Raw genomic sequence first — 14,119 nt, forward strand, 5'->3', positions numbered from 1 at the left:
ACACCCCCTTACCCCTGCAACCCCGGAAAGTTATCCTAATTTTTAGCCGAAGAGTTTTCGAGAGGAGAAAGTTGAGTTAGAAAGGAGAGGCTATGGAAAGGCGCGAGATCTTGAAATGGACCGTGGGTGCGGTGGCCCTGGGAGTGGCGGGCTATGCGGGCCTTTCGGTCATCAGGCGTTTTGTCCCCCATCCCCCGAAAAAGATCCTGGTCAAGGAAAAGGATCTTCCCACGGAAATGATACCGGTCAAGGTGGGGCCGGAGTATTTTCTGGTGAGGCTTCCTGGAGGAAAGCTTCTTGCCCTTTCCCGAAGGTGTCCCCATCTCGGCTGCACGGTTAACTATTTTCCCCAGAAGAATCTTTTTATCTGCCCCTGCCATCAGAGCCGCTTTGCCCTCTCCGGGGCCTATCTTTCCGGGCCGGCTCCCCGGGGGCTTTACCCCCTCAAATGGGAGAAAAGTGAAGGCGGGATCCTCCTCGAGATACCGGGTTAGTCCTCGTCTCTCCTGGGGGCTTGCGGCCACCCTAGTAGTGGTGGTGGTAAGCGGGCTGGTCCTGGCCTATCCTTACCGGGAGGCCTTTCCCTTTCTTTCTACCCTGGCCATCGAAAATGTGGTGCCCTTTGGAAGGCTCTTCCGGCGGATCCACTACCTGAGCGGTCTCCTTTTTGTGGTCCTTCTTTTGTGGCATGGGGTGGAGGCCCTTCTTTCCGAAAGTTATCAACGTCGAAGCTGGCTGCGCTGGACAGCCCTTACCGCCACCCTTCCCCTGGGACTCCTTTTGGCCTTCACCGGATATGTGGCCCGGGGGGACGAGACCGGGCGGCTGGCCGGCTATATTGCCGAGACTTTGAGCCTCAAGATCCCCTTTCTGGGGCCCCTCCTTAACGCCCTCTTTTTCGGCGTGCGCGAGGAAGGGGTTCACCGGGCCTATCTCTTTCATATTTACGGCACCGGGGCTCTGCTCCTCCTTTCGGGGATCTGGCATTTTCGCCTGCGGCGGCTTCCTCTGGAAGACCTCCTTTTCTGGGCCACCTTGACCCTTGCGGCCGTGCCCTTTCTCCCCCTGGGCCTCCACGGCCCGGGTTTCCATCTTTTGGTAAAGGGTCCGTGGTTTTTTGTAGGAATCCAGGAGGCCCTGCGGCACCTCCCTCCGCGCCTGGCGGGGATAGTCTTTCCGGCCCTGGGGCCTATGCTCTACCTGGGAACCAAGGCCTGGCCCCGGGCCTGCGGGAGGGCCCTTCTCCTCTGGACCCTCCTTTATGGAGGGCTCACCGTGGTGGGACTTGTGCGATGAGAAAGGGGCTTCCAGGGCTCTTTTTAGTGGTGCTCCTTGCGGTCCTTTTCTGGGAGGCCCGCTTCCGGCGTGCCCCGGAGGTGCCGGTCCTTACCTCTGGAAGACCTGATCTCTGCCTCACCTGCCATAAAAAGGAACGACCCGGCCCGGCCCATGCCCGTGGGGTGGTGGGCTGTGCGGACTGCCACCTGGGAGACCCTCTTACCGTGGAAAAGGCTCGAGCCCATCGGGGAATGGTGAAAAATCCTGCGGACCTCCGCTATGCCGAGCGCACCTGCGGCCGGCCGGAGTGTCACCCAGGCTACCCTGAAAGGGTCAAAAAGAGCCTCATGGCCACCAACCGGGGGATCATCACCACCCTGCGCTACTACTGGGGAGAGAGCCCGAATTTCCGGGAGAAGATCTCGGTTAAGGCCCTTCTCAAGACGGGGAAGGATTCTCCGGCCCTAGATTACTTCCGCAAGCTCTGTGGGACCTGTCACCTCTGGCTCCCCCGGGAAAAGCTTCCGGGCTTTCTCAAAGAAAAGGGCGGAGGCTGTGCGGCCTGCCATTTAATCCCCGGAAAGGGCCCGGGGAAAAAGCCCCATCCGGTCCTGACCCGGAAAATCCCGGTGGAAAACTGCGCCCGCTGTCACAACCGTAGCGGACGCCTAGGCCTTACCTATCAGGGGCTTTACGAGGATGAACAGTACGGGGCTCCCATCCGGGAGGGGACCTTCGGGGCCCAGGAGTTGCCCGATGGGCGCTTCGTAGAACGCATCCCCCCTGATGTCCATTTTAAGGCCGGCATGGCCTGCATCGACTGCCACACCCAGAACGAAACCATGGGCGACGGTAAGGCCTACGCCCACTTTGAAGAGTCCTTGGAGATCACCTGTGAGGCCTGCCATGAGGGCCTGGGACGCACCGCTAAGGGAAAGCCCCTTCCCAATCTGGTGGTCCGGGAAGGGAAGCTTTTCTGGAAGGCCAAGCTTACGGGAAAACTCCTTCCGGTAAAAAGGCCCGATCCCGTGGCCTGCAAACATCCGGTGCACCGGAGGCTTACCTGCTGGGCCTGCCACGACCGGCGGGTTCCTCAATGTTTCGGCTGTCACGTGCGCCGGAGCGCCGGGGAAAAACAACTTGACAAGCTCACCTTTAAGGAGACTCCCGGGCTCTGGGAGGAATTCCGGAGCTATATGCGCCTTAAGCGGCCCACCCTGGGCCTTTTTAAAGGCCGGGTCACGGTGCTGGTTCCGGGCTGACAGGACTTTGTAACCTTTCTTTCCCCGGAGGGGAAGGTCCAACGGGAGGTCCGGCGCATCACCTGGTCCCACATGTATCCCCACAGCACGGGCCAGGCCCGCTCCTGCGAAGACTGTCACGCCGACCCCAAGGCCCTGGGCCTGGGGTATGGAAGCCTGACCTATAAAGGGGGCTGGCGTTTCACCCCGGCAGAGGCCCCGGCCGAACTCCTAGGAATAGAGCACGGGCTCTCCCAGGTGGTGACCCTTTCCGGAAAGGCCCTGGTTAACTTCCGGCCGGGGGTGCGGGCCTTCAACGGAACCGAAATCCGGCGCATCCTCCGGGTGGGACTCTGCCTTCCCTGCCACCGGGACTTTTCCGATCCGGTGATGCGCCACTGGCCCCCACAAGGGCCCTGCCCGGTATTTAAAATTGGAGTATCCTCGAGGAAGAATTAGTCCGAGGGAGTCCGTATTTTTAATTTGTGGTCCCTCTGGGAAAACCGGGAAGCTCTGCGGGCCTTCGTGGAGGCCCAGGGGGCTCTGGCGCCTCTGGCCTTTGTGGCCCTCCAGGCCCTGCAGGTGGTCCTGGCTCCGCTCCCGGGAGAGGTCACCGGTTTTCTGGCCGGCTATCTCTTTGGCCCCTGGGAGGGTTTTTTCCTGGCCATGTCCGGACTGGCTCTGGGCTCAAGTGCGGCCTTTGGTCTGGCCCGCCTCTTCGAAAGATCCCTTGAAGCCCACTTCCGGGAAAGGCCCTTTTACCAGCGAACGGTCCGTTTTACCCGAAGACACGGGCCCACGGCGGCCTTTCTCCTCTTTTTATTTCCGGGCCTCCCCAAGGACTATCTGTGCTACGCTCTGGGGCTTCTCCCCTTTCCCTTTCGGCTTTTCTTTCCGGTAATGCTCCTGGGCCGGGCCCCGGCCACTCTGGCCCTCACCTTCCAGGGGGACGCCCTCTATCGGGCCGACTGGCGGCGGCTCTTCTGGGTGGGGCTTGCCGTGGGGCTGGCCCTTTGCGGTTTTTTGATCCTAAAAAGACGCCTGGAGGGGGAATGAAGCGGGCCTGGCTTCAGGCGGTAGGCGGGGTAGCCGGAGACATGTTCCTGGCCGCCCTCCTTTCGGCAGGGCTTCCAGAGGAGGAGCTGGCGCGCTTTCTCTCCGAGCTTCCGGGGGGGCTCCGCCTTGAGACAAGAACGGTTTCGGTCTCGGGAATTTCGGCCCTAAGGGTCGAGCTTTCGGCCACCGCCCCCGGGAATCTCCCCACCCGCCTTTCGGACTTTCTCGCCCTTCTCGAAGGTCTTGGGCTTGCCCCGAGGATCCTTTCGGCGGCCCGCAAGATCTTTCGGCTAATCTTTGAGGCCGAGGCCCGGGTCCACGGAAGGACTCCCGAGGAGGTAAATCTTCACGAGCTTTCGGCCTGGGATACCCTGGGGGATGTCCTGGGAGTGCTTTGGGGGCTTGAGCGTCTGGGGATCGCCGAACTCTACGTTTCGGCCCTCCCCCTGGGCTCCGGCCTTCTTGAGACCGCCCACGGGAGGCTGCCTCATCCGGCCCCGGCCACGCTGGAGATCCTGAAGGGGGTTCCGGTCTACGGGGTGCCCGAGAAGTTTGAAACCGTAACCCCCACCGGGGCGGCCCTGGTAAGGGTTCTGGCCCGGGGCTTTGGTCCGCCCCCGCCCATGGAAATAGAAGCGGTGGGGTCCGGGGCGGGGACTTTCCCTCTGGCCACCCGCCCCAACCTCCTGAGGCTTCTCGTGGGGCGACCTCCGGGAGAGGTCTTTTCCGAGGAAGTGGTGGAGATAGTCACCGATCTCGACGACGAAACTCCGGAGACCCTGGCCCAGGTGGCCGAAAGGCTCCTTTCCGCCGGGGCCTTGGATGTGGGTTTTCTTCCACGGACCATGAAAAAAGGCCGCCCCGGGCTGAAACTTGAGGTCCTGGCCCCCCCGGAAGCGGCCGAAGAGCTGGCCCGCCTCCTCTTGGAGGAGACCGTGACCCTGGGGGTGCGGCTGAGGCGCCTTGAGCGCCGGGTCCTTTTGCGCCAGACCCGTACGGTGGAGACCCCTTGGGGCCCGGTGCGGGTGAAGTTGGCCCGAAGCCCTTCGGGAAAACTCAAGGTCAAGCCCGAGTTTGAAGACCTGCGGACCCTCTCCCAGAAGACGGGGCTTTCCCTGCGGGAAATACGGGAGGCGGTGCAGTCCCGAATTTCAGGATTAAAATGGGAAAGAGACTGAATTTTTTACGCAGGGGTTCCATGGGCGAAAAGGGACGCTTAAAAGTGCTTCCCCATTACACCTACGAGGACTATCGGCATTGGGAGGGGCGCTGGGAACTTATTGGCGGGGTGCCCTATGCCATGGCCCCTATACCGCGGCCCCGGCATCAGCTCCTGAGCAGCCGGATCGCTCGTCTCCTGGACGAAGCCCTGGAAAGGGCCGCCTGTCCGGAATGTGTGGCCCTTCTTCCCGTAGATTGGAAGATCTCCGAGGACACCGTGGTCCAGCCGGACAACCTGGTGGTCTGTGGAGACCTTCCGGAGGAGGACTATCTTTCCGAGCCTCCGGTCCTGATCTTTGAAGTCCTTTCCCCCTCCACTCTGGAAAAGGATCGAGTCCTTAAGTTCCGCCTCTATGAGGAAGTGGGGGTAAAATACTATGTGATGGTGGACCCGGAGCGGCTAGAGGCTGAAATTTTCGAAAACAAAGGGGGGCGTTTTCGGGCCCGGGGGACCTTTCAAAAGGAAAGCTTCACCTTTGACCTCGGCCCCTGCCGAATTTCCTTCGACTTTGCGCGCCTTTTTGCGGTGGTTTCCCGCTAAGCCATGTTTTACGGTCCCCGCCCTCGGGAAGAAAAATTTAAGCTGGTGGCCGATTTCGAGCCCACCGGAGACCAACCCCAGGCCATAGAACGCCTGGTAGAGGGGGTCCTCTCCGGGGTCAAGCATCAGGTCCTTTTAGGGGTCACCGGCTCCGGGAAGACCTTCACCATGGCCAATGTTATCGCCCGGGTCAACCGCCCCACCCTGGTCATCGCCCCGAATAAGACCCTTGCGGCCCAACTCTACAATGAATTCCGGCGGTTTTTTCCGGAAAACGCCGTGGAGTATTTTGTCTCCTACTACGATTATTACCAGCCGGAGGCCTATATTCCGGCCACCGACACCTACATCGAAAAAGACGCCTCCATCAACGATCTCATCGACCGCTTGCGGCATGCGGCCACCTCCGCCGTCCTTTCCCGGCGGGACGTCATTGTGGTGGCCAGTGTTTCCTGCATTTACGGTCTGGGTTCTCCGGAGGAATACGCCCGGTTTCACCTCTATCTCCGGGTGGGAGACACGGTAAGCCGGGATCAGCTCCTCCGGCGCCTGGTCACCATGCATTACGAAAGAAACGACTATGATTTTCGGCGCGGGACCTTCCGGGTGCGTGGGGATGTGATCGAGGTCTTTCCGGCCAGCGAGGAAAAACGCGCCCTGAGGATCGAACTTTTCGGAGACGAGGTAGAGGCCCTTAAGGTTATCGATCCCTTTCGGGGAAAGGTCCTGGGGCGTTTGCGGGAGACGGTGATCTTTCCGGCCACCCATTACGTTACCGGGGAGGATCGCCTGCGCCGGGCCATCGAGGAGATCCGCAAGGAGCTTGAGGAGCGCGTGCGCTGGTTTGAGGAGCGAGGCCAGCACCTTTACGCCGAACGCCTCAAAAAGCGTACCCTCTACGATCTCGAAATGCTCGAGGAGATGGGCTATTGTCATGGAATCGAAAATTACAGCCGTTACCTAGACGGCCGGCGTCCGGGGGAGCCCCCCTACACCCTGCTTGACTATTTCCCCGACGACTTCCTGATCTTTATCGATGAAAGCCACATCACCATCCCCCAGTTGGCCGGGATGTACCGAGGGGATCGCTCCCGGAAGGAGACCCTGGTGGAGTATGGCTTCCGCCTTCCCTCGGCCTTGGACAACCGGCCGCTCACCTTCGAGGAATTTGAGGCCCGGGTCCATCAGGTCATCTATGTTTCGGCCACTCCGGGACCTTACGAGCTGGAAAAGGCCGGGGGGCGGGTGGTGGAGCAGATCATAAGACCCACGGGGCTCCTGGACCCCAAGGTGGAGGTGCGCCCGGCCCAAAATCAGGTGGACGATCTCCTTTCGGAGATCCGTAAACGGGTGGCTCGGGGCGAGCGGGTCCTGGTCTGCACCCTTACCAAGCGTATGGCCGAGGAGCTTACGGAATACTATGCGGACCTGGGGATCCGGGTGAAGTATCTCCACTCGGATATCAAGACCCTGGAGCGGGCCCGGATCATCCGCGACCTGCGCAAGGGGGTCTTCGACGTCCTGGTAGGGATCAATCTCCTGCGGGAGGGGCTGGATATCCCGGAGGTCTCCTTGGTGGCCATTCTGGATGCGGACAAGGAGGGTTTTTTGCGTTCCGAGCGGGCGCTTATTCAGATGATGGGGCGTGCGGCCCGAAATGTAAACGGCACGGTCATCCTTTATGCGGACCAGGTTACCCCTTCCATGCGGAGGGCCATAGAGGAGACCGAACGCCGGCGGCGCCTTCAGGAAGAATACAACCGCCGGCACGGAATTACTCCCCAGACCATCCACAAGAAGGTGGAGGATACCCTGGCCCGAATCGCGGAAGCCGACTACGTGGATCTTCCCAAACTCCTTGAGGTGGAAGAGGAGGAGAAATTTGAAAGCCTGGAGGAACTCCGGGCAGAGATCCGGCGCCTGGAGCGGGAGATGAAAAAGGCGGCCAGGAATCTCGAATTTGAGAGGGCCGCAGCCCTGCGCGATCGTCTCTTCGCCCTGCGCCAGCGCCTTTTGGAGTGGCAGTAGAGGGCTTTTTATTTTTAAACCTTTCTGTGATAACTTAGAAAGGATGGTCAGAGGGGCCTTGGTTGCGGTAGGGGATGAGTTGGTCTCCGGGCGGGTGTTGAACACCACCAGTTTTGAGGCCGCCCGGATCCTCTCCTCCTATGGCTATCGTATCCTGGAAATGGTAAGCGTGGGCGATGAAAAGGAGGTCATCGCCTATCACCTCCAGCGACTCCTCCGAGAGGTGGATTTTCTGGTAGTGAGCGGAGGCCTGGGGCCTACCGAGGACGATCTCACGGTGGAGGCCGCGGCCCGGGCCCTGGGGCTTCCCCTGCGCCTTCACCAGGGCATCCTCGTCCGCATCCGGGAGAACGAAAAGGCCCAGGGGCTTGCCGAAAATCCTCTGCGGGACAAAATGGCCTATCTTCCGGAAGGGGCGGAGCCCCTCTCGCGAGATCTTTCGGTGGCCGGTTTTTTCCTGCGTCACCAGGGAAAGCTCCTCTTTTTCCTCCCTGGGATCCCCGAACAGTTTCAGCGTCTTCTGGTGGACCGGGCCCTCCCCATACTGCTTGAGGCCTTTCCTCCGGAAGAGGAAGTCTTTGTGCGTACCCTGCGCTTTTTCGATCTCCGGGAGGCGGAGATCAATCAGGCGGTGCGGGAAAGGGATCTTTCCGGGGTGGAGGTAGGATTTTACCCGGTCTTTCCGGAGGTACGGGTGACCTTGATCTCGCGGGCCAAAAACCTGGAAGAGGCCCGCAAGAGGGTCTTCTCTCTGGTGGAATTTCTCAGGGGCCGCTTTCCGGAACATCTTTTCGGGGAGGACGAAGAAGAATTACCTGCGGCCTTGGGGAAACTCCTCCGGGAGCGAAGCCAAACCCTTTCTCTGGCCGAATCCTGTACCGGAGGTCTGGCTTCCTCGCTGGTCACGCGCATTCCCGGATCTTCCGACTACTTTTTGGGCGGGGCCGTGACCTATGCCAACCAGGCCAAAAAGGAAATTCTGGGGGTGCCAGAGCGCTTTTTACGACTCTTTGGAGCGGTCTCGCGGGAGGTGGCCCGGGCCATGGCCGAGGGAGTGCGCCGGAGGTTCGGGGCCACTTACGGCCTTTCGGTGACCGGGATCGCCGGTCCCGGAGGCGGAAGTCCGGAAAAACCCGTGGGGACCGTGTGGATGGGGCTTTCTACCCCTACGGAGACCGTGGCCCGGCATTTCCTTTTTCCGGGCACGCGGCACGAAATCCAGACCCTTGCGGCCTACACCCTCCTTGACTGGTTGCGCCGTTATCTCCTTACGGGAAACCTCTTTCCCCACTATCGCTTTGCGAGGGAATAGCTATGAGATCACTAAAAGAGATTGTCTCTCTTAGCTCCAAGGGGCAAATAGTAATCCCACGTGAGGTTCGTGAAAGGCTGGGGTTAAAGAAGGGAGATCTTTTGGAAATGGAACTGGAAGGAGAGCTAATTAAGCTAAAACTGCTCAGCAAATCGAAGAATTTAAAAAATTGGAAATCTCTTCGCGGGCTTCTTAAGGGAAAATATTCTACCAGAGAGTTTTTAACGGATCGTGCGGAAGAAAGAAAACGCGAGTTTTGCAAATGAGGATTATTTTGGATACATATGCTCTCATGAAATGGCTTCTTGAAGAACCAGGCTGCGAAAGAATTGAATAATATTTGGAAAATATTTCGGTTTTTATGAGCACTATCAATTTTGGAGAAGCCTTCTATATGCTCATCAAGAAAGGATTTAGGGAAGAAGCCTACACCCTTTGGAATAAAAGAGACCAATTGCCCCTAAAGTTTATCTCTCCCACCTGGAAAAGAATAAAACTAGCTGCGGAGATTAAGGCAGTTTACCCGTTGTCTTATGCTGATGCCTTCTGTGCCGCTTTGGCGCTAGAAATGGAGGCTCCAGTGCTCGCCGGGGATCCTGAATTCAAAAAAGTCAATGGGTTGGAGCTTATCTGGATCCCATGATCCGCTGTTTTTTGGCCGTCAGTCTTCCTGAAGACTTAAAAGAGATCCTGCGCGAGATTCAAGGACGTCTTGCTGCCGAAACTTCCGGGGTGCGCTGGGTCCGTCCGGAGGGCTTTCACCTGACTCTCAAGTTCTTTGGAAACATCCCTGAGGAGAAGCTTCCGGCCCTGGTGCGGGCCGCGGAAAGGGTCCTGCAGGAGTTCCGTCCCTTCGAGTTGGTTCTGGAAGGGCTGGGCTTTTTCCCGGAGAGCGGGCCGCCCCGGGTGGTCTGGGTGGGCCTTTCCGGAGAACTTGAGCCTCTCCTAGAGATGGAAAGACGCCTTTCCCGGGCCTTTGCCAAGCTGGGTTTTCCTCCGGAAAAACGTCCTTTTCACCCCCATATCACCCTGGGAAGGGTCAAAGACGGCCGCCGAAGCCGGGAACTGCGCGCGCGGGCGGCAGAAATCCGGGTCCCCCCGGGAAGATTCCGTCTGGATCACCTCACCTTTTATCAGAGTAAACTCCACCCCGAGGGGGCCCTTTATTCCGTACTCAAAGAGGTGCCCCTAGGGAATGCGTAAAATCCTCCTGGGGATACTCCTTTTTTTCTTTCTGGCGCCTCCGCTCCGGGCCCAGGACTATGGGGACGCCGTGGTCATCGGGACCATCGGGGACGCGAGCACCCTGATCCCCATGCTGGCCACGGACGCTGCAAGCCACGAGGTGGCCGGTCTCATCTTTAACGGTCTGGTGAAATATGACCCCTATCTAAACCTCGTAGGGGATCTCGCCCAGGACTACGAGATCTCTCTGGACGGCCGCACCATCACTTTTCATCTCCGCCGAGGGGTAAAGTGGCACGACGGGGTGGAGTTTACCGCCGAGGACGTGATGTTCGGCTTCAAACTCATTACCGATCCCCATACCCCTACGGCCTATGCCGGGGACTTCCTGGAGGTGGACCGGGCCGAAGTGGTGGACCGCTACACCTTCCGGGTCCATTACCGGCGGCCCTTTGCCCCGGCCCTTTCCTCCTGGGGCAACCTGGTGGTTCTACCCAAACATCTCCTGGAAGGCAAAGACCTCACCCGCACGGACTTCGGCCGCCATCCCGTAGGCACCGGTCCCTTCCGTTTCAAGGAATGGCGCAGCCAGGAGAAGATCGTCCTGGAGGCCAACCCGGACTACTTTGCCGGCCGCCCCTATCTTAACTGGATCGTCTTTCGGGTCATCCCGGATCCGGCCACCATGTTTATGGAGCTCAAGGCCGGGGGCCTGGACTGGATGAACCTCACCCCCCTTCAATATGCCCGCGAGACCAACTCTCCGGCCTTTCGGGCCCGCTTTCGCAAGTATAAGTATCTGGCCTTCTCCTACACCTACCTGGGATACAACCTGCGCCATCCCCTTTTTCGGGATCGACGGGTGCGCCAGGCCCTCTCCTATGCCATCGACAAGCAGGAGATCGTGGACGGGGTCCTTTTCGGACTGGGGGTTCCGGCCACCGGCCCCTATAAACCCGACACTTACTGGTACAATCCTAATGTGCGCCGCTATCCTTATGATCCCCAGAAGGCCCGGGAGCTCCTGGCCGAGGCCGGATGGCGGGATACGGATGGTGACGGGGTGCTCGACAAAAAAGGTCGGCCCTTTGAGTTCACCATCCTCACCAACCAGGGGAATCTTTCCCGTCTCCTGGCCGCCCAGATCATCCAGCGGCGTCTTTCCCAGATCGGCATCCGGGTCCATATCCGCACCGTGGAGTGGACGGCCTTTATCCATGATTTTATTGACAAGCGGCGTTTCGAGGCCGTGATCCTGGGCTGGACTACCGGCCCGGAGCCTGACCTTTACGACGTCTGGCACTCGAGCAAGATTAAACCCCCGGGGCTCAATTTCATCTCCTACGCCAACCCGGAGGTGGACCGGTTGCTGGAGGAGGGGCGCCGGACCTTTGATCGGCGCAAGCGGAAAGAAATCTACGACCGTTTCCAGGAAATCCTGGCCGAAGACCAGCCCTATACCTTTCTTTACGTCCCCATGGCCCTCCCCTGTATCCACAAGCGCTTCCGGGGCATAAAGCCCGCCCCGATAGGCATCTCCTATAACCTTGAGCGCTGGTGGGTACCCAAGGGGGCCCAGAAGTATCTGGTCCCTTAGAGACCGGAGAGCCAGAAACGCGGCCCGGTAAGGATCAGGGCCGTTCCCATGAGAAAGTAAAGAACCCCCAGGAGGTCTCGGGGAAGAGGGGAACGGCGCAGGGTGATCCCGAGGAGGATCATCCCTCCCATAAGAAGCCAGCTTCGCCGGGGCTGGAAGGCCCAGAAAGTGACCCGTTCCGGAAGGGTGGCTATGTAGGCCAGGTTGCGCCGGGCTACCCGGAAAAGGACCCGGGAGGCGAAGAGGAAGGCCACCGGAAGCAGAGCCACCAGGGCCAGTTCCGCCCCGGGGGAGTGCCAGGGGCGCCACCAAAGGAGGCCCCGAACCGCGAGCCCCAGCCCTACGGCAAGCCAGAGTCCGCCGGCCACAAAGGGAAGATAGCGCTTAGGCACGCGCACCATATTCCTCCTTCAGGCGGCAAAGGAGACAGGGACTGGAGACCGCAGGTTCTCCGCAGCGCTCGCAGGTGATAAGCTCCCGATCCATAAATTCTTCCCGGTGCCCGGCGAAAAGGGGATAGGCCTTGCGCAGATAGTCCAGGTAAAAGCGGAGCTTGGTCCCCGGGGCCTTTTCTTCTAGTTCGTCCAGGAGTTGCGCGTAAAAGGGGCGGGTGGCCTCCTCGGAAAGGGGGCAGCTTTCGGCCAGATAGGGGAGCTTGCGGATTTCGGCATAGAGGCGGATTTCCCGGACACTATGGCGACAGAGGGGTTTGGCCTTGCGCACGAAACCCCGCTCGGCCGGGAGCACCGGATACTTGCGGGCCAAGTACTTAAGATTCCAGTTAAGGAGGTTTCCCAGGAGGGAGGAGGCCTCGTCGTCCAGGTTGTGTCCGGTGACGATGACCTCATAGCCCAGGCGCTTGGCGATCTGGTTGAGATACTGGCGCTTGACCGTACCACAGAGGGAGCAGGTCTTGCGGGTCTTGCGGCGGAGGTCCGGGACGCTGAAGCCCAACTCCCGGGGCATATCGATAATATGCAGGGGGCGCCCCAGGCGTTCGGCCATGGCCTCCGCCGCTCGCCGGGAAAGAAGAGAAAAGGAGTTTTCCTCGATCCCCAGATAGATAAAGACCCCGTCGGCCTCGTATCCCAGAGAGGTCAGGGCCTGCCAGAGGGAGAGACTGTCCTTGCCCCCGGAGACGGCCACGAGGATCCGCTGGCCCCGGGTGAACATCTTAAAAGACCGGATGGTACGGTCGAGATACCGCTCGAACCAGGAGAGAAAGTGCTCCCGGCAAAGGGGAAGACGGTGGGCCGGGAGATAGATTTCGGCCGGGGTCCTCTGTCCTTGATTACGGCAGAGACGGCAGCGGGCCATCACGCCTCCGCCAGGGTCTTCTCTAGAATTTTTTCCCTTTCTTTAAAAAGAAGATAGGCCCGGCGCAAGTTCGCGGGCTCCGGGGGGCTTTCCGGTAGGGCCCCAGCCACCGGGGAAACGATCTCCCGCAGGGAGAGCTTTTGCGGGCTACAGGTAAGAAGGAGCCCCTCTTCCGTGCGCACCAGGAGCCCCCGGGCCTCCAGGGCCTCCACTACCTCCTCCACCTCTCCGGGAGAGATCCGGAGGTTCCGGGCCAGATCCGCAAGAGGCAAAGGGGCCTGGCCGGTCTCGCAGGCCTGGGCCAGTTCCAGGGCCAGGGCTACAGCCACTACCTCCCGCGGGAGCCGATAGCCGTTGCCCAGCCATTCTTTTTCCTCGTAGACCGCCGCCGCTTCCGCCCCAAAGAGGGTGATAGCCCAGGAGATGAAAAGCCAGAGCAGGAAAAAGGGCAGGGCGGAAAGCGATCCGTAGAGCTTGGAATAGGCCACGGCCTTGGCCGTGTAAAAGGTATAAAGATAGGCTGCGGTGAGCCAAAGAAAACCGGCTACCGCTCCGCCGAAAAGGGTGGCCGCTAGCTTGACCCGGCGATTGGGAAGATAAAAGTAAAGTCCGGAAAAAAAGAGGCAGACCGTAAGGACATAAAGGATCTTAAGGAGCCAGGTAGCCAGTCTTTGGTGGGAAAAGTGGGCTAGATAAAAGGAGGCCGCCGGGGGCAGGATCATGAGCACCGGACCCAGAGTGAGAATCATCCAGTAGGCGGTGATCTTTTGGGGAATGCTCCGGGGCCTGGTCACCCGAAAGATGCGGTTGAGCACCCCCTCGGTTTGCATAAGAAGCCCCACGATCATGGTGAGGAAGATGAGCATGCTGGCCTTACCCAGAGGGGCCCGCTGGGCCTTCTCCAGGAGGTTAAAAAGGGTCTGTTGCACGGTATCGATGGCCGCAGGGTTGAGGAAGCGGGAAAGGAGTTCCTCGGAGCGGGCGATGAGGTCTTCGGCCTGAATGAAAAGCCGGGCCACGGCAAAGGCCAGGGCCAGAAGGGGGATGAGGGAAAAGAGGGTGGTATAGGTCAGGGCCTGGGCCTCGGTGAGAGCTCGATCTTCGGAAAAGCGTTGCCAAACCGTTTTCCAGAAGATAAAGCGCCACATGAAAAACTAATCATAAGATTCCCGGCTTATCTTGACAAGACGCCGGGAAGTGGATATAGGTTTGTCGCAGCTTCGGGACGTAGCGCAGCCTGGCAGCGCACCCGCTTGGGGTGTGGGGGGTCGGCGGTTCAAATCCGCCCGTCCCGACCATTTTTATTTGTAAAAATTTTCAAAAACCAGGCCCTGGCCTGGGGG

At 59.7% G+C, this 14,119-nt stretch carries 16 protein-coding genes and 1 tRNA gene; 14 read left to right on the forward strand and 3 right to left on the reverse strand.

The genetic code is table 11. From position 1 onward, the window contains the following. Positions 1 to 92: 92 nt before the first annotated feature. The 13 genes from FVE67_RS05530 (at position 93) to FVE67_RS05590 (ending at position 11,459) form a co-directional block, all read left to right on the forward strand. Entirely contained in the window at positions 93 to 494 is a 402-nt protein-coding gene (locus FVE67_RS05530) for a Rieske (2Fe-2S) protein (RefSeq protein WP_168719643.1), read from the forward strand. Beyond that, positions 460 to 1,296 carry a cytochrome b N-terminal domain-containing protein gene (locus tag FVE67_RS05535; protein WP_168719644.1) on the forward strand — a complete coding sequence of 279 codons (837 nt, stop codon included), beginning with the start codon at positions 460 to 462 and terminating at the stop codon, positions 1,294 to 1,296. The genes FVE67_RS05530 and FVE67_RS05535 overlap by 35 nt, the downstream gene beginning before the upstream one ends. After that, complete coding sequence (locus tag FVE67_RS05540) at positions 1,293 to 2,540, forward strand: hypothetical protein (protein ID WP_168719645.1); 1,248 nt, start codon at positions 1,293 to 1,295, stop codon at positions 2,538 to 2,540. Before FVE67_RS05535 ends, FVE67_RS05540 begins: the two co-directional genes overlap by 4 nt. A 72-nt stretch (positions 2,541 to 2,612) precedes the next feature. After that, entirely contained in the window at positions 2,613 to 2,978 is a 366-nt protein-coding gene (locus tag FVE67_RS05545) for a hypothetical protein (RefSeq protein ID WP_168719646.1), read from the forward strand. Between the two features lie 24 nt (positions 2,979 to 3,002). Beyond that, positions 3,003 to 3,575 carry a TVP38/TMEM64 family protein gene (locus FVE67_RS05550; protein ID WP_168719647.1) on the forward strand — a complete coding sequence of 191 codons (573 nt, stop codon included), beginning with the start codon at positions 3,003 to 3,005 and terminating at the stop codon, positions 3,573 to 3,575. Further along, the gene (larC, locus tag FVE67_RS05555) at positions 3,572 to 4,753 is read left to right on the forward strand and encodes a nickel pincer cofactor biosynthesis protein LarC (protein ID WP_168719648.1); all 1,182 of its coding nucleotides are present in this window, start codon (positions 3,572 to 3,574) and stop codon (positions 4,751 to 4,753) included. The genes FVE67_RS05550 and larC overlap by 4 nt, the downstream gene beginning before the upstream one ends. 20 nt (positions 4,754 to 4,773) lie before the next feature. Continuing rightward, a complete protein-coding gene (locus tag FVE67_RS05560; RefSeq protein ID WP_168719649.1) occupies positions 4,774 to 5,337 on the forward strand; it encodes a Uma2 family endonuclease in 564 nt (187 codons plus the stop codon). Between the two features lie 3 nt (positions 5,338 to 5,340). Beyond that, positions 5,341 to 7,365, forward strand: coding sequence for an excinuclease ABC subunit UvrB (gene uvrB, locus FVE67_RS05565; RefSeq protein ID WP_168719650.1), 2,025 nt, complete (start codon positions 5,341 to 5,343; stop codon positions 7,363 to 7,365). A gap of 43 nt (positions 7,366 to 7,408) precedes the next feature. Then, a complete protein-coding gene (locus FVE67_RS05570; protein ID WP_168719651.1) occupies positions 7,409 to 8,677 on the forward strand; it encodes a CinA family nicotinamide mononucleotide deamidase-related protein in 1,269 nt (422 codons plus the stop codon). 2 nt (positions 8,678 to 8,679) lie between these two features. After that, complete coding sequence (locus FVE67_RS05575; protein ID WP_168719652.1) at positions 8,680 to 8,943, forward strand: AbrB/MazE/SpoVT family DNA-binding domain-containing protein; 264 nt, start codon at positions 8,680 to 8,682, stop codon at positions 8,941 to 8,943. Between the two features lie 95 nt (positions 8,944 to 9,038). Continuing rightward, the gene (locus FVE67_RS05580) at positions 9,039 to 9,320 is read left to right on the forward strand and encodes a type II toxin-antitoxin system VapC family toxin (RefSeq protein WP_168719653.1); all 282 of its coding nucleotides are present in this window, start codon (positions 9,039 to 9,041) and stop codon (positions 9,318 to 9,320) included. Continuing rightward, positions 9,317 to 9,880, forward strand: a complete 564-nt coding sequence (thpR, locus tag FVE67_RS05585) for an RNA 2',3'-cyclic phosphodiesterase (RefSeq protein ID WP_168719654.1) — start codon at positions 9,317 to 9,319, stop codon at positions 9,878 to 9,880. Before FVE67_RS05580 ends, thpR begins: the two co-directional genes overlap by 4 nt. Further along, entirely contained in the window at positions 9,873 to 11,459 is a 1,587-nt protein-coding gene (locus FVE67_RS05590; RefSeq protein WP_168719655.1) for a peptide-binding protein, read from the forward strand. The genes thpR and FVE67_RS05590 overlap by 8 nt, the downstream gene beginning before the upstream one ends. Here the strand turns inward: FVE67_RS05590 and FVE67_RS05595 are convergent. Genes FVE67_RS05595 through FVE67_RS05605 form a run of 3 tightly spaced genes read right to left on the reverse strand, consistent with a single transcriptional unit; the run spans position 11,456 to position 13,924 of the window. Then, the gene (locus FVE67_RS05595) at positions 11,456 to 11,857 is read right to left on the reverse strand and encodes a hypothetical protein (protein WP_168719656.1); all 402 of its coding nucleotides are present in this window, start codon (positions 11,855 to 11,857) and stop codon (positions 11,456 to 11,458) included. The genes FVE67_RS05590 and FVE67_RS05595 overlap by 4 nt on opposite strands. Continuing rightward, the gene (locus FVE67_RS05600) at positions 11,844 to 12,776 is read right to left on the reverse strand and encodes a PP-loop family protein (protein WP_168719657.1); all 933 of its coding nucleotides are present in this window, start codon (positions 12,774 to 12,776) and stop codon (positions 11,844 to 11,846) included. The genes FVE67_RS05595 and FVE67_RS05600 overlap by 14 nt, the downstream gene beginning before the upstream one ends. After that, positions 12,776 to 13,924 carry a YihY/virulence factor BrkB family protein gene (locus FVE67_RS05605; protein WP_168719658.1) on the reverse strand — a complete coding sequence of 383 codons (1,149 nt, stop codon included), beginning with the start codon at positions 13,922 to 13,924 and terminating at the stop codon, positions 12,776 to 12,778. The genes FVE67_RS05600 and FVE67_RS05605 overlap by 1 nt, the downstream gene beginning before the upstream one ends. A gap of 73 nt (positions 13,925 to 13,997) precedes the next feature. On the opposite strand from FVE67_RS05605, the gene FVE67_RS05610 reads away from it, so the two are divergent. Then, positions 13,998 to 14,074: transfer RNA gene (locus FVE67_RS05610), tRNA-Pro, on the forward strand. Positions 14,075 to 14,119: the final 45 nt, after the last annotated feature.

This window comes from Thermosulfurimonas marina, from assembly GCF_012317585.1.
Taxonomy (GTDB): Bacteria; Desulfobacterota; Thermodesulfobacteria; order Thermodesulfobacteriales; family Thermodesulfobacteriaceae; genus Thermosulfurimonas_A; species Thermosulfurimonas_A marina.